The sequence below is a fragment of the Testudinibacter sp. P27/CKL/0425 genome, from assembly GCF_052931395.1.
The window spans coordinates 496338-520068 of sequence record NZ_CM128801.1 but is presented as its reverse complement, the minus strand read 5'-3'; the positions used below and the strand labels follow the sequence as shown (position 1 = coordinate 520068).

The following is a 23731-nucleotide window of genomic DNA, read 5'->3' as shown; positions in this document are numbered from 1 at the left end:
GTTATTTATCCTCACTGTTGAGAAATTGTACGTGTAAATCATGAGCAAAACTATCCATGTCATGGGCAAGATTTTTATTAGCACGTACCAGGGCATTGTAACCCAATACCGCAGGAATAGCCGCGAATAGTCCCACAGCAGTAGCGATCAAGGCCTCACCTATTGGCCCTGCAACTGCCGCAATAGTAACTTGCCCTGCAATACCAATATTAATAAGCGCATGGTAAATGCCCAATACTGTGCCAAATAGACCAATGAAAGGTGCGGTCGCCCCGATAGAAGCAAGGACAGTTAAACCGCTATCAAATGGAAGTAACGCCTTATTCAGATTATGTCGGATATGACGAACGATATATTCACCTTGGGGCACTGTATTGTGTAGACGTCCGTGTGGCTGAGTAACATAATTCTGTTGAGCTTGATATGATTTTATTGCAACAAAGCTCATCGGTGCATAAATGTTCCTGATAGAATCAATGGCAGTTTGTAAGTTTTCTGCTTGCCAAAAAATAATAGTAAAACGTTTATTTCTGAATTTAGCTAGCCAGAGTTTAATTGTTCTGACAAGAATAATAACCCATGTAACAATACTCATTAATACTAATATAATAAAAACAGTCAATAAAATATAATTTTGCTGTTCAAAAATAATTTGTAAATTCATTGCTTATTCCTAAACTAAAAAAGTTAAAGTTAAAATAGTGCACGGCTTAAAGATGCCATCATGTACAACTACAATTGGTTAAGATCAAACGTGATAACAAATGTATAGTTTGATTTTACAGGAATTCCTAAACGAGTTGCTGGTTTAAAGTGATACTGCTCTCTTACTGTTTTCAGTGCAGAACGGTCTAACCGAGGATATCCGCTAGATTTAATCAATCTGACCGAGGAAGGACGCCCATTTGTTTCGACAACAACCTCTAGACGAACACGACCAGATTCCCTATTTTCAATAGACAAAGGGGGATAAGGGGGAATGGGGTTATTCAAAGTCTTCCCCAAATGTGTCGCTGTTGTTTCTCCCTGCCCTTTTCCAGTTTGTTCCCCGCCAGCAGATGTTGACGTATCTCCCTCCTTTTTTGTTGCATTATTCGATGAAGCTGATTTAACAATTTTATTTGCCTTTGGTTTTTTAGACTGATTTGTCTTTTGCTTTACGCTTTTTTCTGGTTTTGTTGCTTTGATGACATCTGTTTTTTCTGTTTCTGTTTTAACAGTTAATATCTCATCTTGTTGTTTAATTAAAGGGGGCGGTTCAATAGGCGTAACTGGAATGGCTTCTGCAAGATTAGCTTTCCCTATATTTAAATCACCCAATGAAACAAGTTGCATAGCAGGAGCTCCAATGCTTAACTCTGGCGTATTTCTATCGAATAGAAGTGATAACCCCATTACATGCACCAATAACACAATAACACCAATTGGAAAGTCCAAATATCGCTCACATCTCATGAATGATACTTCCTCTTAGAAGGTGAACTCAGCCGATAGCGAAAAACTTCTACCGGGAGCCAATAATACCTTACCCTTAGATGGACTATCAGACGAAGTCACGGTTCGGCGAGCTGATTCCCATGTCGTATATTGGTAGTTAAATACATTGTAGATACCTGCATTAATAGTGAAATTTTTATATGGTTTCCAATAGCCTAAGATATCGACAGTTGACCATTTCTTATTCAGATAACGCCCTACCGCCTGATCATTTATTATGGTATTCCCAAATAGTTTACCGTGTGTTAATAATTCCTTCTCACTTTTTCCTTGCGAATAAGTTACACGGTGTGATATCCCCCACTTACCATTGGGTGCATTGTAGTCAAATCCATAAACAATTTTCAAAGGTTGAAGGGCCTCTAGGGGATAAGTCATGTAATCACTATAGGCATCTGGATTGATCACTTTTGATCTAATCGGTTTAACGATTGTGGCAGAAAACGTAGCACTTAAACCATTTGGTATCTTATCCCAAATGTTGTATAGCTCCGATTGTAAAGTAAGATTTCCCCCTTTTACTTTAGTTTCTTGTAAATTATAGTTGCGTTCAAAATAGGATTTTGAGCCATGGCTAGGACGCGGGATGCGCCAAAGTTGTCCTCTACCGATAAGATTGTCATAATTAACAGTAAATACTGTTAAGCTACCATTTAGCCATGAGGTATTCAAGCGAGCTGATAATTCATGCATCTCGGAAATTTCGGGTTTCAATTTTGTGTTTTTATCAATAAAATCCTGTGTTTCGGGGGCCGGGTTATTCCGATATCTAATTTCAGAAAAAGAACCATACATTTCACCGGCCGAAGGAATACGGAAACCAGTTGCGTATTTATAGCCAAACGTTAAGTGCTCGGAAGCTTGAATATTTAAACCTGCTCGATATGCACTATTGCGGTAATTATCTAAAGGGAGTCCATTTTGCTCAGAATGGAAACGGTTTACCTCCCAACGTATGCCTACATCGGCTGATAACCAACGGTTAAACGTTACTTGATCGCTAAGACTTAAATACCATTTCTTCTGATCAATTGGCCTACTATCCTCATTTAAATCAATTGTATGCCATTCACAGACAGGGATATTCATACCAGCCTTATTTTTCACAGTTATACAATTCTTGTGTTGTGGACCAAGCCGTTTACCTGGGTATAAATAATCAATTGAATAGTATCGAGACCTCGTATTAACGGTATAATTGTTTTTGCCCATACCAAGATTCAATTTGATATCATGCTCTCCCAGTGGAGTTTCAAGCCACTTATCCAGTTCTAGGCTAACGTTATTTTGCCGTTGTTTAAAACCAAAGCCGTCTTCAGCCAACTTTTCATCCCAAAACTTTGGGCGACAATCCGAATCTGCAAAGGGCGCTTTTGTACAACGTCTGATACTTTCATCAAGATCTACACGGAAAAACTGCCAATTAATAGCCAACTTCACACGATCTACCCACGAATTTTCAGTGTCCTGCGGCCGATACAGATATTCCAACCCAACACGTTGACGCCTGTGTGCCTCATTTCTGAATTGATGGGAAGCCATGCTTTCTTGGATTCGTTCACTCCCACTATTCTTGTTTTTACAAAAAACGGCTGTCCCTTTCCGCTCACAAAATTCAGATTCACTCTTAACGTGAATGTCAAAACGTTTTTTCTCTAACTCTCCCACTATACCAAGATAATGTTCTTTTTGTTCACCTAATTTAAGTCCTGACTTGAAAAGTGTTGCCTCAGATTGCATTTTCATTGGGTCTGGCAGTAAGCGTGTTTCTCCAACAATATCCTGAGCAGAAAGATGTATAGTGCCGTCTTCAACATCAGTTCCGCCAATTTCAACTCGATATGGATCGTTTAAATTAGGCTTCAGCTTACGGTAAGAAAAAGTCTGCCCTGGTGCATTTTTAACGTTAGCTTGATACTCATGCCCCGTCCGACGGGTATGCATCAACAATGCGTCAAAACGATCATTATCTGCCGCAACCGCAAAACTATTAAGCCATTGCTGGTCTTTACTAAAATAACCGGTTTTATAACGCACACCACGCGTTTTTCCTGTTTCAATAATATCCTTAGCTGATTTAGTCCGTAACGATACTGCACCACCTAACGCGCCACTACCACTATTAACTGAGTCAGCCCCTTTGTTTATGTCTACCTGTGAAACATGTTCGTATTCTGACTCTAATCGTGCACCACTAGTTGACTGACGATGTAGCTGAAATGATTCCGCTTGCGCTAAACCATCTACATTGATAGCGACTCGATTGCGATCCACCCCATAAATGGAATACCCTTTTGTCGCGCCTTGACCCTGTTCAACCACAGAAATACCTGGATCATAACGGGTTAGATCACGGATATTAGAAACCTGTTCTTTATTAATTAGATCAATACTTTTTTGTACTTTATTCGGACGTTGATGTGCTTTTACGTTCCCCACTACTCGAATATTCACTTCTTGTGGTGCTAATGCGGCATTTTCTATTATTTCTCCCTCTCCTGCTGTTCGTTTTTCTACCTCTTCGGCTTGTATAGGGGAAGAAAAGAATAGTACTAGCAAAAAGGACTTTAGCTGACGTTGATAAGGCAAAATAAGCTCCTCAGATTTTGTAAAACAAAAAACCTCCGCAATGAATTACGGGGCAACTTAAATAAATAGATTTGGGTGGTTTACATACTATTTCCATATATTCTATATAGTTAGAAAAATTTTACATAAAACATAATCGTAAAATATCCTAGTGTTGTTGAGCTATAAAAGACAAGTTCTAAAACATTTTACATTTGAACTAAATAGTATTATACTCAAAAAAACATCTAAAACAAGAATGATTTTCATTTTTAAAGATCTTGTTTAATGTGGATATGTCAATCCCTTATTTTAAGTTTAAGTTGCATTTTTTAGAGGTGTTATTATGTTTATTTCTATTCCTACCGCTGTATACAAAAGTCGTGTATTAATATCGTCAGCATTGATCAGTTTAACATTGAATGGCTGTTCAGTAGGTGGCGGCGGAGTTGAATTAGATTCAGTTGAAATAAAACCGACGATAACCAAACCTAAACCTCCAGCTCCCAGTAAAGATGAAGTTGTGGATGTACCCGAGAAGAATAATGATTTACCTAAATACGGTTTCGCTTTTAAAAATCCAACAGCGCGATATGTGGAGAACAAAGAAGGGAAGAAATGGTATGAGAAGTTTATTGAAAATCCTAATTTGGTATTCGGGAACGGCAAAGAGGCGAAAGAAGCCATTATGAACTTACGCCCTGAAGATATATATGTATTGAATAATAGTTCCTCTCTAGAAGAAGTGGTATTGATACACCCTATTTACCAGACTGATGAAAATGGTAAGGTTACTGTTAAGTTTGTCGAAAAAAAGATCACTAACTTAAAACCAGATAAAACTTGGTTTGAAAATGGTGATCTAGTAGTAAATGAAGACGAAAATGTTCTATTGTTAAATTTTGATCACACACAATTAGGATTTATTGGCTATGAACATACAAAATTTTCGACAGAAGGTACATTAAGTAATGCAACTTTATTTTATCGAGGCATTGATCGTGCACAAAGCTTACCAATATCATTGAAGGCAAACTATACTGGAAAATGGGTCTATATGCGCCCTCTGTCTTATTATGAGGCTCAAAATGGTGAAGGCGGCGGTTACACAGGGCAAAACTTAAGCGCCTATAAAGGTAATACCTCTTTTAATGCCACATTTGATATTGATTTTGGTAAAAAAACGTTAACAGGCCAATTGAAAAGTAAAAATAAAAAAACAGAGGAAGAAAAATATTATTTTGATATATCAGCCAAAATAGAAGGTAATCAATTTACCGGTAAAGCGACATCCAAACAACAGGATGATAAGATATTGAATAAAGATTCAGATGTATTACATGGTAATTTTTATGGTGAAAAAGGAGAAGAACTGGGCGGTGCATTTTATTCTCTGGCGGATAAAAATAAACCAAATGGAGATAAAACACTAGCGGTTGCTTTTATCGCTAAAAGGAAAGATAAAGATGATGAAAAGATAGAAACGGAACAATTGACGAGCAGTAAGCAACTATTATGGAAAAATACTTCTGGCAAAGTGGATACCATAGATCTGGGATATGTTGATGATATTATGCAATTGAATATTATTGCCAAAAACGGGAAGGTAGTGACTTTAGATGTTAATAGTAAAAATCAACAACAGATTAATAGCTCGGTTTACGCGATAGATGCTTGTTGTGATAATTTTCAGTTTATGCGATTTGGAGGAATAACATCAGCGGATAATAACGCTAATACTAATAATAGTACCGCTTCAAACCTGCAAGAATCCCTATTTATCCAAGGATACTTAACGCCTACTTCAGAGGTGCCAACTTCCATTGAAGCGCATTACGTGGGTAAATGGAAAATGCGAACCATAGTTAATCCTGTGAGTAGCAACGATAGTGACATTTCTTATGAAATAAAGGGGGATGCTGTTTACAAGGCTCATTTCGGGGATAAAAAACTAACGGGTTCATTAGTCGGGGATGGCGGCGTAACTGACCAGGGAACTGTTCATTCTGGTCGTACACCATGGGTAAATATTGACGCTGACATCAAAGGAAATCAATTTTTTGGAACAGCTATTATGCCTGAAATAAAGACTGTTGATGTTGCGTATAAATCAATCCAACCTAGCTTTGATAAAGTCAACGGTGGATTTTTCGGACCTAAAGCAGCAGAGCTTGGAGGGCACATAACTTCGACTGATGGGAAAACAGGTGTGGTGTTTGGCGGGAAAAAACAAGCTAACAAATAATATATTAACTACTTTCACGATAAAAATTTTCCGATTTAGCGTAGTAATTATCTAAATGAAAGATTTTCTTTAATGATGTGAACGCTAAATGTTAAAGTAAGTTCGGGGTTACCCAATTTCAGGTTTCCCTTTTTCTTTGAGATCATATAATGTGTATTCAAAAACAGTTCGTTATTCTATTAGTAATGCCATTTTTCATCAATAATGCTTATGCAGAAACTGACATGACGGAGATAGCGCCACGTTCAGCAATGCCTAGTGAAAGAGTTCAAATGGTCCAACCTAAGTTATCCTTAACTCCACAAGCACTACGTTCTCACGTTCAAAAAAAATCTATTTCAATTACAAGGGAAGAATTGGCAAATTATCCTGAGTTAGTTATTCGTACCTTAATCCCGGCATTAATGCAAAATAACGCTGAAGGTGTGGCTATTTTATTGCCTATTTATGAACAGCAGGAAAATATTGACATACAAATATTGACTTGGGGGAAAGCTATTCTAGCAAGTCAGCAGCAAAATTATTCCCATGCGTTGACGCTGTATCGAAAATTGTTTTCACAAAATCCTAGACTCATCCCATTACGTTACCAGATGGCGAAAGTGCTATATTTAAATAATAATAATGAAGCAGCTAAAGAACAGTTTGAAAAGTTAAGAAGTGAACCCCTCCCCCCCCTAGTTTTAGATACTATTGATTTATATTTAAAAGCACTTAGAAAAAAGGATGAGTGGTCTTTCCAAGGTAGTTTAGGTTATTTAAATGACCGAAATGTAAATAATGCGCCTAAAACTGGAACAGAAGTCATGAATTTTAAGGCTTCGGGGCCAGAATCCGCTGAAGGTGTAAATTATAACTTAAGTGCAGATAAAAAGTGGTCTTTAAATAATGGTTTTTTTAGCAAGATAAGTCTGTTTGGTTATGGTCATTATTATTGGGATAATAAAAAATATAATGAGCTAAATATTCGAGTAAGTGCTGGACTGGGCTACCAGACCGCCCATATAGAGGTTTCTCTAATGCCTTTTACGGAACGACGCTGGTTTAGTGGGGGTTCCTCTAACAGTGGTTCTTTAAAACGCTTTTCACAGAGCTCAGGACTGCGAATTGATGTTAACTATTGGTTAACATCGCGTTGGCAAATTTCGTCTACCTTAGAATATGGTGAACAACGTCATGCCACTCGAAAACACTTGGATGGAAATAATTATTTATGGTCGAATACCCTGTTATATGTACCAAATAGCAACCAACATTGGTTTGTCAGTGCCGGTTATTCACGTAATAATGCATTAAGTAAAAGTGATGCTTACGACCGTAAGAATATTCGAGTCGGCTGGGGACAAGAATGGCCGTTTGGTATTTCAAGCCAAATATCGCTCAACTATGCTAAGCGGGAATACAACGCGCCCGGTTTCGCTAACATAAGGCAAAAGAACAAAGAGTATGGTGGGCAAATTAACCTATGGCACCGCAATATCCACTTTTGGGGCATAACACCCCGAATCACTTGGTCATACAACAAAGTTGACAGCAATAATGCATTTTATTCTTATGATAAAAATAGTGTTTATCTTGAAATGAGTAAACGTTTTTAATAAACCTACGTTTCCTCATCGGGCGAAGATGTTCAGCTCGATTATCGTAGATCGTTCAAAGAGGCATAGTAGACAAAAATGTGGCTGAAATCTCGCTTAATCCCTTATAGAATAAGGCGTTAAGTGAGATTTTTTAAAATGACCAAAAAATTGCTATTTCTGTGGTTCAGAACACATTAAAAAACACGGTAAAAATTCAGGCAAGCAACGCTATAAATGCTTGGATTGTTTACGGACATATTCTCACACAAATTACCTTCAATCCGCCCAAATCTGGCACGATTACACCGTCGGAAAACAGACGTATAAGCAGCTTGCGTTAACCTATGATTGTTCGGTCAGGACTATCCAAAGGCACCTGAAAAAAGCCCCTAAAACGCCACTCAGCACACCGCAAACCACAATGTTGAATCTTATTATGGATGTCACTTTTTTCGGGCCACAATTCGGCGTATTAGTCATAATGGATTCCCGCTCAAAAAAGGTGATTTACCACCAAATCGTTCGTACCGAAAAGGACATTTACTATACCAAAGCCATCAATCGATTGCGTAAAAAAGGATTTATTATTCAATCTATTACTTGCGATGGGCGACGGGGCTTATTGAAAGATATATTTAATACGCCAACCCAAATGTGCCAATTTCACCTTGTTGCAATGGTGATTCGCAAGCTGACGAGAAACCCTAAATCCGTTGCCGGAAAGGAACTGAAAACAATGGTTAAAACACTCAAGCAGAGTCACAAAAATGACTTTTATGTCCGTTTGCATCACTGGTTTTTGCAGCATAAAGCTTACTTAGAAGAACGGTCTGATATACCCGATAATCAGGGTAAATTTCCTTATAAACATCGCAAATTGAGAGGGGCTTATGCCAGTATTAAACGCTATATGGATTACTTGTTTGTCTTTGAAAAATACCCGGAGTTACGGATAGAAAAAACGACAAATCGGCTGGAAGGGCTGTTTAAGGATTTAAAGCAGAAATTATCCGTTCATAATGGACTAAACCGAAGGAATAAGATTATGTTTATACAGGATTTTTTGAATAAAAAGAGCTAGAAAAACTAGCGCTTTAAGAGGAGTAGCCACAAAAATGTCTAATAGAAGCTTAGATCTCAAAATCAGCCACATTTTTGTCTACTATGCCTTCAAAGAGGCATAGTAGACAAAAGGTTGGTCAAAACCTGCTTAAAGCCTTACAGCATAAGGCTTTAAGCAGGCATTCAACGATATAAATGCGCCGATTGTCGGCGTATTTTTACATTAAAAAACATTAAACTCCGCCCAAATCTGGCACGATTACACCGTTGGAAAACAGACTTATAAACAGCTTGCGTTAACGTATGATTGTTCGGTCAGGACTATCCAACGGCACCTGAAAAAAGCCCCTAAAACGCCTCTCAACACCCCACAAAGTTGCTTGTTATGGATATCACTTTTTTCGGACGGCAATTCGGCGTATTAGTCATAGCGGACTTCCTCTCAAAAAAGGTAACTTACCACCAAGTCGTTCGCACAGAAAAAGATATTTACTATACGAAAGCTATTAATCGGCTGCGTGGAAAAGGATTTATTATTCAGTCTATTACTTGCTATGGACGACGTGGATATATTGAAAGATATATTTAATACGCCCACCCAAATGTGCCAATTTCATCTTGTTGCGATAGTAATTCAAAAGCTGACAAAAAACCCTAAATCCGTTGCAGGAAAGGCACTGAAAACGCTGGTTAAAACGCTCAAGCAGAGTCACAAAAATGACTTTTATGTTCGTTTGCACTACTGGTTTTTGCGACACAAATCCTACCTAGAAGAGCGGTCTGATATACCGGATAATCAGGGCAAATATCCTATATAAACATCGCAAATTAAGAGGAGCTTAGAGCCACATTTTTGTCTACTATGCCTTTTTATACGCCATTATGTCGCACGGCATTGCCGCCCCTTAAAGGGCTAGCGGGTTTAGATTACTGTCTTTAACTAACGTTTCGCTTTAGTTAACTTTTCAGTCAATTCATAAGCGCGCAGTTTTGCCAATTCACGCGATAATTTCGATGACAGCAAGGAGTAATCCACATCACCATGTTTGGAATGGGTGTTATCCTCGGCACGACGCTTAGCCGCCAGAATCCGGTCTTTATCCAGTTCATCGCCGCGAATCGCCGTATCCGCCAACACAGTCACCTCTTCCGGCTGCACTTCTAAGAAGCCGCCGGAAACATAGATCACCTCTTTTCCGTCCGGCTGCGTGATTTGCAGCACGCCGGGTTTGATTTCGGTCAACAGCGGGGTGTGTCCGGGCAAAATACCCAGATCCCCTTCAACGCCGGAAACCTGAATACTATTGACTTTGCCGTGGAAAATCTGTTTCTCGGCACTCACCACTGTCAGCTCAAATGAAGATGCCATCTTCTTCTCCTATTCCTGGTTATGTCGTTTATGGTTGCTCACATACCCTAAGGAGTGATTACATTTTCTCAGCTTTTGCCAAGACTTCGTCAATCGAGCCTACCATATAGAACGCTTGTTCAGGGATATGGTCAAATTCACCGCTTAAAATGCCTTTAAAGCCAGCGATGGTATCTTTCAGCGACACATATTTACCCGGTGAACCGGTAAAGACTTCTGCCACGAAGAACGGCTGTGATAAGAAACGCTCGATTTTCCGCGCGCGGGCAACCACTAACTTATCGTCTTCCGACAATTCGTCCATCCCCAAAATCGCGATGATGTCTTTCAGTTCTTTATAACGTTGCAATGTCGATTGCACGCCGCGAGCCACTTCATAGTGCTCTTTACCGACGACTAACGGATCTAACTGACGTGAAGTCGAATCCAGTGGGTCAACCGCAGGATAAATCCCCAAAGAGGCAATTTGACGGCTTAATACCACGGTTGCATCCAAGTGGGCAAAGGTGGTTGCTGGTGACGGGTCAGTCAAGTCATCCGCCGGAACATATACCGCTTGAATCGAGGTAATAGAACCAGTTTTAGTTGAAGTGATACGCTCTTGTAATACGCCCATTTCTTCCGCCAATGTCGGCTGATAACCTACTGCTGACGGCATCCGACCCAGCAATGCGGATACTTCAGTTCCCGCCAAGGTATAACGATAGATGTTATCTACGAAGAACAACACATCACGGCCTTCGTCACGGAATTTTTCCGCCATGGTCAAACCGGTCAACGCAACACGCAAACGGTTGCCCGGCGGCTCATTCATTTGACCGTAAACCAACGATACTTTATCCAATACGTTGGACTCTTGCATTTCGTGGTAGAAGTCGTTCCCTTCACGAGTACGCTCACCCACGCCGGCAAACACCGAATAACCGGAATGTTCAATCGCGATATTACGGATTAATTCCATCATGTTTACGGTTTTACCTACGCCCGCACCACCGAACAAGCCGACTTTCCCCCCTTTGGCGAACGGACATACCAAGTCGATAACCTTGATGCCGGTTTCCAAAAGTTCGGTGCTGTTGGATTGATCTTCATAACTCGGTGCTTCACGATGGATTGACCAGCTCTCTTCTGCGCCGATCTCGCCTTTTTCATCAATCGGCTCACCCAACACGTTCATGATCCGACCCAGTGTTTTTACCCCTACCGGCACTGAAATCGGGTTATTGGTGTTAGTGACACTTAAGTGGCGTTTTAAACCGTCTGATGAACCCATTGCGATACAGCGTACAATTCCGCCGCCCAATTGTTGTTGAACTTCAAGGGTAAGCCCCGTTTCAACTTTCAGTGCGTCATAAACTTTTGGCACTGCATCATGTGGAAACTCAACGTCAATGACGGCACCGATGATTTGTACAATTTTTCCTGTTGCCATTACCGATCCTCTACTATTTGCTTTAAATTGCGGCCGCACCGGCAACAATTTCATTTAATTCATTTGTAATACTGGCCTGACGAGCTTTGTTGTAAACCAACTGCAAGTCATTAATCAAGTTACCGGCATTATCCGTTGCCGATTTCATCGCGACCATCCGTGCCGCCTGCTCTGACGCCAGATTTTCCACCACCGCTTGATAAACCTGTGCTTCCAGATAACGGGTTAGCAGTTTATCTAACAGATATTTGGAATTCGGTTCGTACAGATAATCCCAGCTGTTTTCGGTTGTCAGCTCATCTTCTTCCAATTCCGGCAACGGAATCAACTGCTGTACTACCGGCTTTTGCGACATGGTGTTGACGAATTTATTGTAAATCACATAAATTGCGTCATATTCACCACTGCTGTAGCTGTCAAACATGGTATTGGCAATACCGATGATTTGCTCAACAGACGGTGTGTCGCCCATGCCGGAGGTTTGACCACGAATGGTCAAGCCGATTGAATGGAAGAAACTGATCGCTTTCGAACCCAGCAAAGCGACTTCGACGTTAACTTGCTTATCTTTCCACTGTCTGAACTCGTTAAGTGCGGTTTTAAACAGATTCACGTTTAAACCGCCGCACAGTCCGCGATCAGCAGAAATCACCAAAAAACCTACTTTTTTGATTTCACGCTCAACTAAAAAAGGGTGTTTGTATTCAATATTACCCTTGGAAACATGGCTAATTACGTTGCGTATTGCTGTCGAATACGGACGTGAAGAAGACATGCGTTCCTGCGTTTTGCGCATTTTTGAGGCTGCAACCATTTCCATTGCCTTGGTGATTTTTTGCGTACTTTTCACACTGGCAATTTTGGTTCTGATCTCTTTCGCACCTGCCATTTCATCTCTCCGTTAGGTCAATACTTACCATGAACCTTTGGCTTTAAAATTATCCAAGATAGATTTTAAGGTCTCTTTGATTTGGTCGTTGTAATCGCCGGTTTTTGACAACTCGTTCAAGAACTCCGCATGATTGTTGTTAGCAAAATCAAACAGGCTGCTTTCAAACGAACCAATACGATCCAACTCAACATCGTCCAGATAACCGAATTCAACCGCAAACAACACCAATGCTTGTTGGCCAACGCTCAACGGCGCGTATTGGGTCTGTTTCAGCAGTTCAGTCACTTTTTGACCGTGCGATAACTGTTTACGGGTTGCATCATCCAAATCGGAAGCAAACTGGGCAAACGCCGCTAATTCGCGGTATTGAGCAAGTGCGGTACGAATACCACCCGCCAATTTTTTAACCACTTTAGTTTGTGCCGCACCACCCACACGAGATACTGAAATCCCCGGGTTAACCGCCGGACGAATCCCGGAGTTAAACAGATCGGATTCTAAGAAAATCTGACCGTCGGTGATCGAAATTACGTTAGTCGGTACGAACGCCGATACGTCACCCGCTTGGGTTTCGATGATCGGAAGTGCGGTTAAAGAACCGGTTTTGCCTTTTACACGACCGTTAGTAAATTTCTCAACATATTCCGCGCTAACACGAGCCGCACGCTCCAATAAGCGAGAGTGCAGATAGAATACGTCTCCCGGGAACGCTTCACGACCCGGCGGACGGCGTAATAACAATGAAATTTGGCGATAAGCCACCGCTTGTTTTGACAAATCATCATAGACGATCAACGCATCTTCGCCGTTATCACGGAAGAATTCACCCATCGCACAACCGGCATACGGCGCCAAGTATTGTAATGCAGCGGATTCAGCAGCAGACGCCACCACCACGATAGTATTCGCTAAAGCGCCGTGCTCTTCTAATTTGCGCACTACGTTAGCGATAGTTGAGGCTTTTTGACCGACCGCAACATAGATACATTTAATGTCGGAATCACGCTGATTGATAATCGCATCAATCGCAAGTGCGGTTTTCCCGGTTTGACGGTCACCGATAATCAATTCACGCTGACCACGGCCAATCGGCACCATGGAGTCAACCGCTTTATAACCGGTTTGTACCGGCTGATCAACGGATTTACGATCGATAACGCCCGGCGCAATCACTTCGATCGGCGAATAAGCATCAGCAACGATTTCGCCTTTTCCGTCAATCGGTTGACCTAAGGTGTTCACCACACGGCCTAACAAATTACGGCCGACCGGCACTTCTAAAATACGCCCGGTACACTGCACTTCCATGCCTTCCGCTAAATCGGAATACGGTCCCATGACCACTGCACCGACAGAATCTCTTTCCAAGTTCAAGGCAATGGCAAAACGTCCGCCCGGTAGGGCAATCATTTCCCCTTGCATCGCGTCGCTCAGACCGTTAATCCGGATAATTCCGTCGCTTACGGAAACGATAGTGCCGGTATTACGCGCTTCACTCGCCACGCTAAAATCGGCAATCCGTTTCTTAATCAGTTCACTAATTTCTGTAGAATTCAGTTGCATCTTCTCTTCCTCTTACAATTGCAACTCATTGGCCAAGCGGGTTAATTGACCACGGCTACTGCCGTCGATGACCAAGTCACCGGCACGAATTACCGCGCCACCAATTAAGCTCTTATCAATGCTGCAATTTAATTTCACTTTGCGGGCAAGTTTCTTTTCCATTGCCTGGAGAATATTTTGTTGTTGTTTCTGCGTTAATGGTTCGGCGGAAATCACTTCGACATCAGCCAGCGACTGATAATCATCAACAAAATGCTGAAACTGTCGAAGCACTTCGGGAAGCGCGATTAACCGCTTGTTTTCTGCCATTAAACGGATAAGGTTTTGCCCATATTGATCCAGCTGATCGCCACAAATTTGCAGAAATGTGGTGACGGTTTTCTGCGGTGAAAACGTATCTTTCAGAAAAATTTTCATCTGATCGTTTTCCGCCACGGCAGCACTGAAACTCAGCATCTGCTGCCATTGCGCCAACCGATTCTGTTCTACCGCAAAATCAAATGCAGCTTTAGCATAGGGGCGTGCGACTGTGATGTATTCTGACATTAGCCCCACCTTCCTTATAGTTCTGCAACAAGTTTATCAATGATGTCGCTATTCGCTGCTTCATCAATTGAACGACCGACAATTTTCTCAGCACCGGCAACCGCCAGTGAAGCCACTTTCACGCGCAGCTCTTCTTGTACCCGTTTGCGTTCGGCTTGGATCTCGGCGTAACCTTGCTCGATAATTTTGGCTTTGACCGATTCGGCTTCAGACCGCACTTCGTCCAAAATTTCATTACGACGTTTATTCGCCGAATCAACAATTTCCTGCGCTTGTTTTTTAGCGGTAGTCAATTCTTGTTCAACCAATACTTTCGTGTCGGCTTGTTCTTGTTTTGCCGCTTCCGCCGCAGCCAGTGCATTGGCAATTCCGGATTGACGCTCTTCAATCGCCTTAATAATCGGCGGCCAGACAAACTTCATGCAAAACCAGACGAACAGCAGGAATGCAATTGATTGTCCAATCAGTGTTGCGTTAATATTCACAACGTCCTCCTCAATAATGGTTACCGGTTATACAGCCTTACGGCCGTAATGGGAAAAATTAACCCAATAACGCAGTGAACGGATTGACGAAGATGAAGTATAGTGCAATACCAACCGCAATCATTGAAATCGCATCAAGTAAACCTGCAACGATAAACATTTTAGTTAACAAAGAGTTAGCTAATTCAGGTTGACGAGCTGCCGACTCCATGTATTTACCACCCAATAATGCAAAGCCAATTGCTGTGCCTAATGCCGCAATTGAAATCATAATTGCAGAAGCGATAATTGTTGCCGTGATTACAGTTTCCATGATTTTCTCCATGTTTAAGTTAAGTGTTGGCAAGATTGCCGGGTTAAAAATAAAGCGTAAAAGTCAGATTAAAATTAATGTTCCGCTTTGTTATAAGCGATACTGATATAGACAATTGTCAACATCATAAAAATAAATGCCTGCAGCACCACCACTAAAATGTGGAAAATCGCCCATGCTAAGTGCAAACCGATCCCCAAGCCGCCGACCAGATAATTGGCGGAGTAAGTGAGTGCAATCAAGATAAAGATCAATTCGCCGGCATATAAGTTACCGAACAGACGCAAACCCAATGAAACCGGTTTTGCCAGTAAAGTTACGGTTTCCAGCAAGAAGTTGACCGGAATAAACACCGGATGAGTGAACGGGTGCATGGTGTATTCTTTCACCAAACCGCCGAAACCTTTGGATTTAACGGTATAGATAATGATTAAGAAAAATACCGCCAGTGACATCCCGAAGGTGATGTTCATATCCGCAGTCGGCACAGCACGCAAATATTCAAACCCCATTGCATGGGCAATTTGTGGTAGATAATCAACCGGAATCAAATCGATGGTATTCATTAATAATACCCAAACGAATACCGTTAGCCCTAACGGACCGACAAAATTGCGGCTGCCTTGAAAGTTTTCTTTCACCACGCCGTCAACCCATTCCACCATGATTTCTACTGCGCACTGCCATTTTCCCGGCACGCCGCTGGTGGCTTTTTTTGCCGCTTTGCGGAACAGATAGATAAATAAAATCCCGGTGATAACGGCAAAAAACAAGGAATCGAGGTTAACCGCCCAAAAACCGTCGCCGTGGATGAGAAACGAAAGGTGATGTTGAATATATTCAATAGAAGTTTGAGATGAACCTTCGGCAGCCATACAGTTTCCTACTTCGTAAGTGAGTTAATTTTTACGGCTTGCGCTATCTGGCGACAGTACAAACGGTAAAAGGTTATTAAGTAAAATCAAGCCAAAATAACCCGCAAAAAAGATGATCGGGTTTAATTTTATATTGATGAAAATCAGCAGCAACAAGACAATCATCACGGTTATTTTTATCGCTTCGCCCTGATAGAGAATTTTTGCCTTCTCCACCGGCGGCGAACCGGCTCGCAGGTAAAAAACATAGCCTGCAAACACAACTTGCGGCAAAAAAGCCGCTAACGCGCCCAATAAAAACGAGAGCGAAACAGTGGGTTTTAACAGATAAAACAGCGCATAAACCAGGAAGATCAGCGCCGATTCGACCATAAAGACCTTGGTATAACGTTTTTTATTTTTATCCAATACAGCCGACATTTTATATCCCGTTGATTAACCGAGCTTATTCCACTATTCTTTTCGGTTATTTGATGCGCAAAACCTTACCTCGAACGAGTTAAATTATACGCAAACAAAACAGGTCTAAATTATACGGTCAGATTAAATTATTGCAACGATTAAACGGCGTAAAAATGCTATCCAGTTAACATTTACTAAAATTTTTTTACTTTTTTATCACAAAATACGCCAAAGCGCCGTATTTCATCTTTTTATGGCGTAAATTACCTACGTTTCGTCAACACAATCAGATGCCTTTCACCGACCAATTCCGGCACCGTTAATTTGATTTTTTGTTGCAACGTAAAGTGCGGTTCCAGCGGCTGTAATTCCTCCGGCTGAAAAATGCCTTTTAGCGCATAAAAACGTCCGTTATCCGCTACTAAGTGCTGACACCAGTCGGTCATATCCTGCAATGAAGCAAACGCGCGGCTTAACACCCCGTCAAACCGCACTTCAGGCTGATATGCTTCAACTCGGCTTTGAATCGGCGTTACGTTAGTCAAGCCTAACTGGCGAATCACCTGACGAATAAAGGTGATCCGCTTGCCGAGGCTGTCGAGCAAGAAATAGTGCTGATCGGGATTAATAATCGCCAACGGAATGCCGGGCAATCCAGGGCCGGTGCCGACATCAATAAAGCGTGAGCCTTGTAAATAAGGGCTCACCACTAAACTGTCGAGAATATGTTTAACCAACATCTCTTGCGGATCACGCACTGAAGTCAGATTATAGGCTTGATTCCATTTATTCAGCAGCTCGACAAATGCAACCAACTGCTCACGTTGGCACAAATTCACCTCAAGTGCGGTTTCAGCCAACAGTTGATCCAATTTTTCAGACAGCGTCATCGGCTTCTCCACGTTTCAACATTCCCTGTTTTTTCAGGTTGACCAGCAGAATCGAAATTGCCGCCGGTGTAACACCGGAAATGCGTGACGCTTGCCCGATAGAGACCGGACGATGCTGGGTAAGCTTGGCACGCACTTCATTCGACAAACCACTGACTTTATCATAATCAAAATTCGCGGGAATTTCGGTGCTCTCATGGCGTTTATGTCGAGCGATCTCTTGCTGCTGATGATCGATATAACCCTGATATTTAATCGAAATTTCCACCTGTTCCGCCGCTTGACGATCCTCAATCGGTGGTGAGAACGGTGAAAGTGCGGTCAGTTTTTGATAATCCACTTCCGGACGGCGTAGCAGATCCTCACCGCTAGCCTCTCGCACCAACGGCGTATTTAAGATCGCATTCACCTCGTTTAAAGATTCGGATTGGGTATGGATCCAAATTTGACGCAAACGCTGCTGCTCCCGTTCGATATTTTCTAATTTTTGGTTAAAACGCGCCCAGCGTTGATCATCAATCAAGCCCAGCTCACGCGCAATCGGGGTTAAACGCAGATCAGCATTGTCTTCGCGCAGCAGCAAACGGTATTCGGCACGCGAAGTAAACACCCGATACGGCTCTTTGGTTCCGAGGGTGCAAAGATCATCCACCAACACGCCGAGATACGCCTGATCACGGCGCGGATACCACGCGACTTTTTGTTGCACCGATAAACCGGCATTAATTCCCGCCAGTAAGCCTTGCGCCGCCGCTTCTTCATAGCCGGTGGTACCGTTGATTTGTCCGGCAAAGAACAAGCCGTTGATCGCTTTGGTTTCCAGTGACGGCTTCAGATCACGTGGATCAAAATAATCGTATTCAATCGCATAACCGGGTTTCACGATCCGAGCTTTTTCAAGCCCTTTCATCGAATTGACGATCCCCATTTGCACGTCAAACGGCAAACTAGTGGAGATCCCGTTCGGATAGATCTCATTACTGGTTAAGCCTTCCGGTTCTAAATAGATCTGATGGCTGTTACGCTCGGCAAAACGCATGACTTTATCTTCGATCGACGGACAGTAACGCGGCCCGATCCCCTCGATCACGCCGGCATACATCGGACTGCGATCCAGATTGGCGCGGATCAGATCATGGGCTTTTTCATTGGTGTGAGTGATATAGCACGGAATTTGGCGCGGATGTTGATCCACCGATCCCATAAACGAAAATACCGGCAGGATCGCATCGCCATGTTGTTTTTCCAACACCGAAAAATCAATGCTGCGTGCATCTAAGCGCGGCGGGGTGCCGGTTTTTAAGCGATCAACCCGTAAATTCAGTTCACGTAAACGATCCGCCAACATGATCGATGCCGGATCACCGGCACGACCGCCGACATAATTTTCCATGCCGATATGGATCTTGCCTGCCAAGAAAGTCCCGGCGGTCAACACTACCGCTTTACTGCGGAAGATTAAACCCATTTTGGTTTGCACACCACTGATGCGATCCTGTTCAAACAGAATATCGGTTACTTCCTGCTGGAAAATATCCAAATTATCTTGGTTTTCCAACGCGATCCGTACCGCTTGGCGATATAAAACCCGATCCGCCTGCGCCCGCGTGGCACGCACTGCCGGCCCTTTACTGCTGTTTAAAGTACGAAACTGGATTCCTGCCTGATCAGCAGCAGTTGCCATTAAGCCACCCATCGCATCGATCTCTTTCACCAGATGACCTTTGCCAATTCCACCAATTGCCGGATTACAGGACATTTGCCCTAAGGTATCTACATTGTGAGTAAGTAGCAGGGTTTTTAGCCCCATTCTTGCAGGTGCTAATGCCGCTTCTGTTCCGGCATGGCCACCACCAACGACGATCACGTCGTATGTTTTTGTATAAATCATAAAAAACCTTGTTTAACCGATTCCGATTGATCAGCGCTTGATCGAGGAATCCAAGAGTAACGAAATTGGGCGCTATTCTACTGAATTTAGCTTGCTGGTAAAAGGAAATTTATTGATGAGATCGACACGATCGATTTGGGATCCGGTTTGCTTATAAATAAAGATCTTTTTATATATAAAGATCTTATTATTGTTATTATTAGTGCCGGATGATCCTGTGAGAAAGATCTTTTTTTCATTTAATTATAAGATCTTAGATCGCTTTTAATACTGTGAGCAAGATCCGTTTTGTTGCTCAACATATTGTGGATAACACAGCACTTTATCCACAGTGATCATGACAATAAATTTTATTCAATCAGTAAATACAGTTTTTATACAGTTTTGATCTTAGTTATCCACAATGATCTTTTTTAGGATTTTTTAAGCTGAGTGATAAAAGCCGGTAACCATTCATCTGCTGCATGATCATGAGCGTAGCAACTCAGCACATCAATTTTTAACGATTGAGCAAGTTGTACGGCATTTTTCTGTTGCAAAATACGTTCAATTTTATCGACGGAAAAACAGAAGGTATCATAATCAGAATTGCCAAGTCCGATCACCGCAAAGCGTAACTGACTTAGTGGCTGATCGTGTTGTTCAAGTTGCTCGAATAACGGATACAGATTATCCGGCAAATCACCTGCGCCGTGGGTTGAGGTTACCACCAGCCAAGTAGTGTAATCTTGCACCTGCTGCCAATCCGGCCCATGAAAAAGTGCAGTTTTAAAGCCGTGTTGTTGCAACACATCATCACAATGTTCGGCTAAATATTCTGCGCTGCCAAGGGTACTGCCACTGATCACACAAACGGTCTGTTGCATAATAATGTCCTGTATAAAAAATAAGAATTTGATATTGAAGTGATTTTTTGAAATGGCGGAGATCATGGGAGTTGAATTTATCCATTTTATCATTGATTTATAAAGAAATTATTTTTCAATTCGTAAAAAAGGGAACATAAAAGGGAACAAAAAAAGTTTATTACCCCATTCATCTCATAAAATCCGCTCACGTTCTCACTTCGTTCTTTGATTGATAATCTGCCACCAGCAGCCGATAAATACAAGATTTTTCATCTATGGTGTTATTGAGAATAATTTATCTATCTGATTTGTGTTGGTGAAATAGGGTAGGGAATTTAGTTGAGTTTCGCTCAGACGGTGGAATTGTTCAGCTTGATTTATGTAGCTTGGAAGAAGAGTATTAATTCTTCTATGTGCTTCTGGCGACAGTACCGCTAGAATCTGGAAATATTTATCATGTAAAAAATGTTCTGTGTAAATGACAAAATTATCGGCGGTTCTATTATGCCCATTCCGTCTTTGCCATGTTCTTAATGTCATATCTTGAGAACATAACGCTATGTGCATTTTATTGATATTACTTGCCATTGCTTGGGCGTTATTTTCAAACTGCCCATAATGCCCCATAAAATCAGGGTAGTAGCCGGTATCGTGGAATAGAGCTAACCCAACGGCTATTTTTTAATGTCGTGAAATTGACTTAGTGAAGAGGGAACAATGATTTTTGATTGCATTACGTTTACATCATTAACTATCAATGGCTTTTGCTTGTCGGCTGATTTCGTCAATATCTGTGTTTGTGATTGTTACGCCTTGGATAGCCGCAAACTGTACCCCTGTTAGATTCTCTGTGATACGGTGTAATGCGTGTTGTAGTGTATGGCGTGCGCTTGAAAAAGCTCTAAATTCAGCGTAGTAAGCATTATAAATTTGTTCCTCGTAGCGATTTTTAATCATTTCAAAACCGAAATCCAATAGCTGCTTTACGACTAGTAAATCTTTAGCCTGTAATTCACTGTAACGGTATTTTTTACTCCTGATAGTTTGATTTAATTTATTTACAGATTGCGTTAAATCTACCAATTTTAGAAACAGCTCGCCCTCGTTAGTGTTTCGCTCTGCCAGTGTTTGAAGTTGGCGGATTGAATCAGAAACGCTATAGATAATATTTGCTTGGGGCTGTGAGGTTGCTATGCCTAGCCCTGCCAAAATGGCTACTGCTGTCTTTTTCATGTGATTTTTTACGCTAGTGAATTACCAATATGATAAACAATGGGCGACAAACAGGCAATGATTATTGACTTAATATGATTAAAGTCTGATAGGGTAAATGTTCAGCATGATGATGCCTAGAAACCCAAAAAATTGTCGAAAACCGCGAGCGCGCAACCCCGTGGAGAGCCATACCCCTAGGGGAGTACCTTTTTAAACAGCGGCTCATTTACTCCCCCTCTATACGAGTCCGTTAATTGTACGTTTTTTAGCCCATCAATATTAAATTGTTCGGCGGGGTATCCAAAATTATTGGAGACCCCATGACTATCAAAAATATCTTGCACCCTGCTTACATGGGGTTGAAGTTTAAATTCTGCTTTGCCGATAGTGTTCGGTTGCCTGTTCGGTTTGTTCGCTGAGATTGGTTGATCCGTTGATATGATTGGCTTTCTGTCGCTAGTGCTGTTCGGTCTCAGATGTTCCGTTTACTGTTCCACTTTCCGCAATAGGTTGATTCAGTTATGACTTTTATTTTTCGGCTGTTCCACTTCACTATGGTGAGGTTATGACAAGCGCACCACTAGCAAAGACTCTGTTATTCTTTACAAGTATTTCTTAATAGCTCAATTTGTTGAATTGGATCGCCTGTAATGCCCATTGATTCTAATTTTGCATTTGGTACGGCTGGGAAATCTTCATTAATCAGCGAGATTAGCTTTTCAAGCCATTTATAATTTTTACTTCCAGCCTTTGAATTTAAGTACCATAAAACAATTATTCTACTGAATAGTCGCTTTTTCCCTTTATCGGCTACGTTCAAATTCTGGATTGTTGGCGTTCTTATCTCAGAACTATATTCTCGGTTCCATACCCTAGAATGATGTGCGCATAGATTTCTTAATAAATTTATCTCATGCAACCATTTTCCGAATGTGTTTGCGTCTATGTCAAATTTTTTCGCTATTCTTGTTTGATAGCTACCTTTTAGAAATGAATAATATTTTGATAACGTCCCAAAATCCCAAACCTCAATAACGACCCAAAATGGAATCGGTTTATTTTGATTTGTGTGCCATTTAATAAAATCATCTTTGCTGTTCTTGATTGATTCTGTTAACTTTGGTAGCCATTTGCCTGTATAATCGCTTTCCCATCTAGGGTTAATGAATCGGACATCTTTATATGCTAAAGGCTCTATTCTCCCCATTTCGTGCGCCAACACAGATCTAATATTAACCTCTAAACGTTCTATAATATCTAGTAATAATAATCTTATTTTTTTATCAAATAGGTATAACCGATAAATATTTACGAATTTTGTTTCAGGTAAAAATAGATCTATAAACTCATTTTTATTGTTTGAGTTGTTATCTATGATTTTTGTTTGACGACTTGAAAACCAAAAACCAGATAAACGATAATAACCAACTTGAAGCAGTTTTCTTTCTGCGTATTGTCTTTCAGAATCTGAAATAATCATTCCCCTAGAAAGCAATAAATCTACTAATTTACTATATTCTTGATGAGGTTTAATCTGATGATTATTCATTAATTGAGGTAAGAAAAGGGGAAGTAAGGAGGTAGCTTTAACTCTTAAAGAAAGATTCTTCAAGGTCAGTTTTATCTTTTAGGCTACCCCACGATTGAGGCGAATTATACACGTTTAAAAATATAGCACAAGTGATAGCCGTCACAAAATGAATGGCAATGAACAGTAATGAATGATAACGCACAATACTATCAGTTATGTAGGAAGCTGCTGTTTTAACTTTCCACCAGCAAAACAAGCATCAAAGTTAATCTAGAAATCTCTAAATGCAATTTAGTAACGCACATTATAGTTTTAAACTGCAAGTATTTTTCGGCTTTAAATTTTTTAAGTAGGGTACTTAAATTTTTTAAGACCGACTGTTCACTTTTTATTCACTTTAAGTGGCTCGGTCTTAAATTTTTTAAGCGGTCAGCCCATTTTTACCCCTATTCGGTCTTAAATTTTTTAAGACCTTATATATTATTACCATATACCCTACTTTAAATTTATTAATGTTATCCATGAAA

The 23731-nt window shown here is 41.2% G+C and carries 21 protein-coding genes; 3 read left to right on the top strand and 18 right to left on the bottom strand.

What is annotated here, in order from left to right; all coding sequences use genetic code 11:
• Position 1 precedes the first annotated feature (1 nt).
• The 3 genes from ACUHGC_RS02650 to ACUHGC_RS02640 all read right to left on the bottom strand — a co-directional run bounded on the left by ACUHGC_RS02650 (position 2) and on the right by ACUHGC_RS02640 (position 4086).
• Entirely contained in the window at positions 2-664 is a 663-nt protein-coding gene (locus ACUHGC_RS02650) for a MotA/TolQ/ExbB proton channel family protein (RefSeq protein WP_446834131.1), read from the bottom strand.
• A gap of 68 nt (positions 665-732) precedes the next feature.
• Positions 733-1455 (bottom strand): energy transducer TonB, encoded by a 723-nt coding sequence (locus ACUHGC_RS02645; protein ID WP_446834130.1) that lies wholly within the window; start codon positions 1453-1455, stop codon positions 733-735.
• 15 nt (positions 1456-1470) lie between these two features.
• On the bottom strand, positions 1471-4086 hold the full coding sequence (locus ACUHGC_RS02640) for a TonB-dependent hemoglobin/transferrin/lactoferrin family receptor (protein WP_446834129.1): 2616 nt from the start codon (positions 4084-4086) through the stop codon (positions 1471-1473).
• A 325-nt stretch (positions 4087-4411) separates the two neighbouring features.
• Here ACUHGC_RS02640 and ACUHGC_RS02635 point away from each other — a divergent pair, with 325 nt between their 5' ends.
• From ACUHGC_RS02635 to ACUHGC_RS02625, 3 genes are all read left to right on the top strand, one after another.
• Entirely contained in the window at positions 4412-6310 is a 1899-nt protein-coding gene (locus ACUHGC_RS02635; protein ID WP_446834128.1) for a transferrin-binding protein-like solute binding protein, read from the top strand.
• A 149-nt stretch (positions 6311-6459) separates the two neighbouring features.
• Complete coding sequence (locus tag ACUHGC_RS02630) at positions 6460-7908, top strand: surface lipoprotein assembly modifier (protein WP_446834127.1); 1449 nt, start codon at positions 6460-6462, stop codon at positions 7906-7908.
• Positions 7909-8083: 175 nt separating this feature from the next.
• Positions 8084-8971 carry an IS256 family transposase, variant Zn-binding type gene (locus ACUHGC_RS02625; RefSeq protein ID WP_446834810.1) on the top strand — a complete coding sequence of 296 codons (888 nt, stop codon included), beginning with the start codon at positions 8084-8086 and terminating at the stop codon, positions 8969-8971.
• 921 nt (positions 8972-9892) lie between these two features.
• On the opposite strand, the gene ACUHGC_RS02620 is transcribed toward ACUHGC_RS02625, so the two are convergent.
• The 15 genes from ACUHGC_RS02620 to ACUHGC_RS02550 all read right to left on the bottom strand — a co-directional run bounded on the left by ACUHGC_RS02620 (position 9893) and on the right by ACUHGC_RS02550 (position 23285).
• Positions 9893-10321, bottom strand: coding sequence for a F0F1 ATP synthase subunit epsilon (locus ACUHGC_RS02620; RefSeq protein WP_446834126.1), 429 nt, complete (start codon positions 10319-10321; stop codon positions 9893-9895).
• 58 nt (positions 10322-10379) lie between these two features.
• The gene (gene atpD, locus ACUHGC_RS02615) at positions 10380-11753 is read right to left on the bottom strand and encodes a F0F1 ATP synthase subunit beta (protein WP_446834125.1); all 1374 of its coding nucleotides are present in this window, start codon (positions 11751-11753) and stop codon (positions 10380-10382) included.
• Between the two features lie 22 nt (positions 11754-11775).
• A complete protein-coding gene (atpG, locus tag ACUHGC_RS02610; protein WP_446834124.1) occupies positions 11776-12642 on the bottom strand; it encodes a F0F1 ATP synthase subunit gamma in 867 nt (288 codons plus the stop codon).
• A gap of 24 nt (positions 12643-12666) precedes the next feature.
• Positions 12667-14208 (bottom strand): F0F1 ATP synthase subunit alpha, encoded by a 1542-nt coding sequence (gene atpA, locus ACUHGC_RS02605; RefSeq protein WP_446834123.1) that lies wholly within the window; start codon positions 14206-14208, stop codon positions 12667-12669.
• Positions 14209-14220: 12 nt separating this feature from the next.
• Positions 14221-14754 (bottom strand): F0F1 ATP synthase subunit delta, encoded by a 534-nt coding sequence (gene atpH / locus ACUHGC_RS02600; RefSeq protein ID WP_446834122.1) that lies wholly within the window; start codon positions 14752-14754, stop codon positions 14221-14223.
• A 14-nt stretch (positions 14755-14768) separates the two neighbouring features.
• On the bottom strand, positions 14769-15239 hold the full coding sequence (gene atpF / locus ACUHGC_RS02595; protein ID WP_446834121.1) for a F0F1 ATP synthase subunit B: 471 nt from the start codon (positions 15237-15239) through the stop codon (positions 14769-14771).
• A gap of 58 nt (positions 15240-15297) precedes the next feature.
• A complete protein-coding gene (atpE, locus tag ACUHGC_RS02590; protein ID WP_084257557.1) occupies positions 15298-15552 on the bottom strand; it encodes a F0F1 ATP synthase subunit C in 255 nt (84 codons plus the stop codon).
• 74 nt (positions 15553-15626) lie between these two features.
• The gene (gene atpB / locus ACUHGC_RS02585; RefSeq protein ID WP_446834120.1) at positions 15627-16427 is read right to left on the bottom strand and encodes a F0F1 ATP synthase subunit A; all 801 of its coding nucleotides are present in this window, start codon (positions 16425-16427) and stop codon (positions 15627-15629) included.
• Between the two features lie 24 nt (positions 16428-16451).
• On the bottom strand, positions 16452-16847 hold the full coding sequence (locus ACUHGC_RS02580; protein ID WP_446834119.1) for an ATP synthase subunit I: 396 nt from the start codon (positions 16845-16847) through the stop codon (positions 16452-16454).
• Between the two features lie 245 nt (positions 16848-17092).
• The gene (rsmG, locus tag ACUHGC_RS02575; protein WP_446834822.1) at positions 17093-17713 is read right to left on the bottom strand and encodes a 16S rRNA (guanine(527)-N(7))-methyltransferase RsmG; all 621 of its coding nucleotides are present in this window, start codon (positions 17711-17713) and stop codon (positions 17093-17095) included.
• Entirely contained in the window at positions 17706-19610 is a 1905-nt protein-coding gene (gene mnmG, locus ACUHGC_RS02570) for a tRNA uridine-5-carboxymethylaminomethyl(34) synthesis enzyme MnmG (protein WP_446834118.1), read from the bottom strand. Before mnmG ends, rsmG begins: the two co-directional genes overlap by 8 nt.
• A gap of 413 nt (positions 19611-20023) precedes the next feature.
• Entirely contained in the window at positions 20024-20476 is a 453-nt protein-coding gene (gene mioC / locus ACUHGC_RS02565; RefSeq protein WP_446834117.1) for an FMN-binding protein MioC, read from the bottom strand.
• 255 nt (positions 20477-20731) lie between these two features.
• Positions 20732-21085, bottom strand: a complete 354-nt coding sequence (locus ACUHGC_RS02560) for a type II toxin-antitoxin system YafO family toxin (RefSeq protein ID WP_446834116.1) — start codon at positions 21083-21085, stop codon at positions 20732-20734.
• 120 nt (positions 21086-21205) lie between these two features.
• Positions 21206-21691: a hypothetical protein gene (locus ACUHGC_RS02555; RefSeq protein WP_446834115.1), complete on the bottom strand. Its 486-nt coding sequence runs from the start codon at positions 21689-21691 to the stop codon at positions 21206-21208.
• Between the two features lie 577 nt (positions 21692-22268).
• Positions 22269-23285, bottom strand: a complete 1017-nt coding sequence (locus tag ACUHGC_RS02550; RefSeq protein ID WP_446834114.1) for an Abi family protein — start codon at positions 23283-23285, stop codon at positions 22269-22271.
• Positions 23286-23731: the final 446 nt, after the last annotated feature.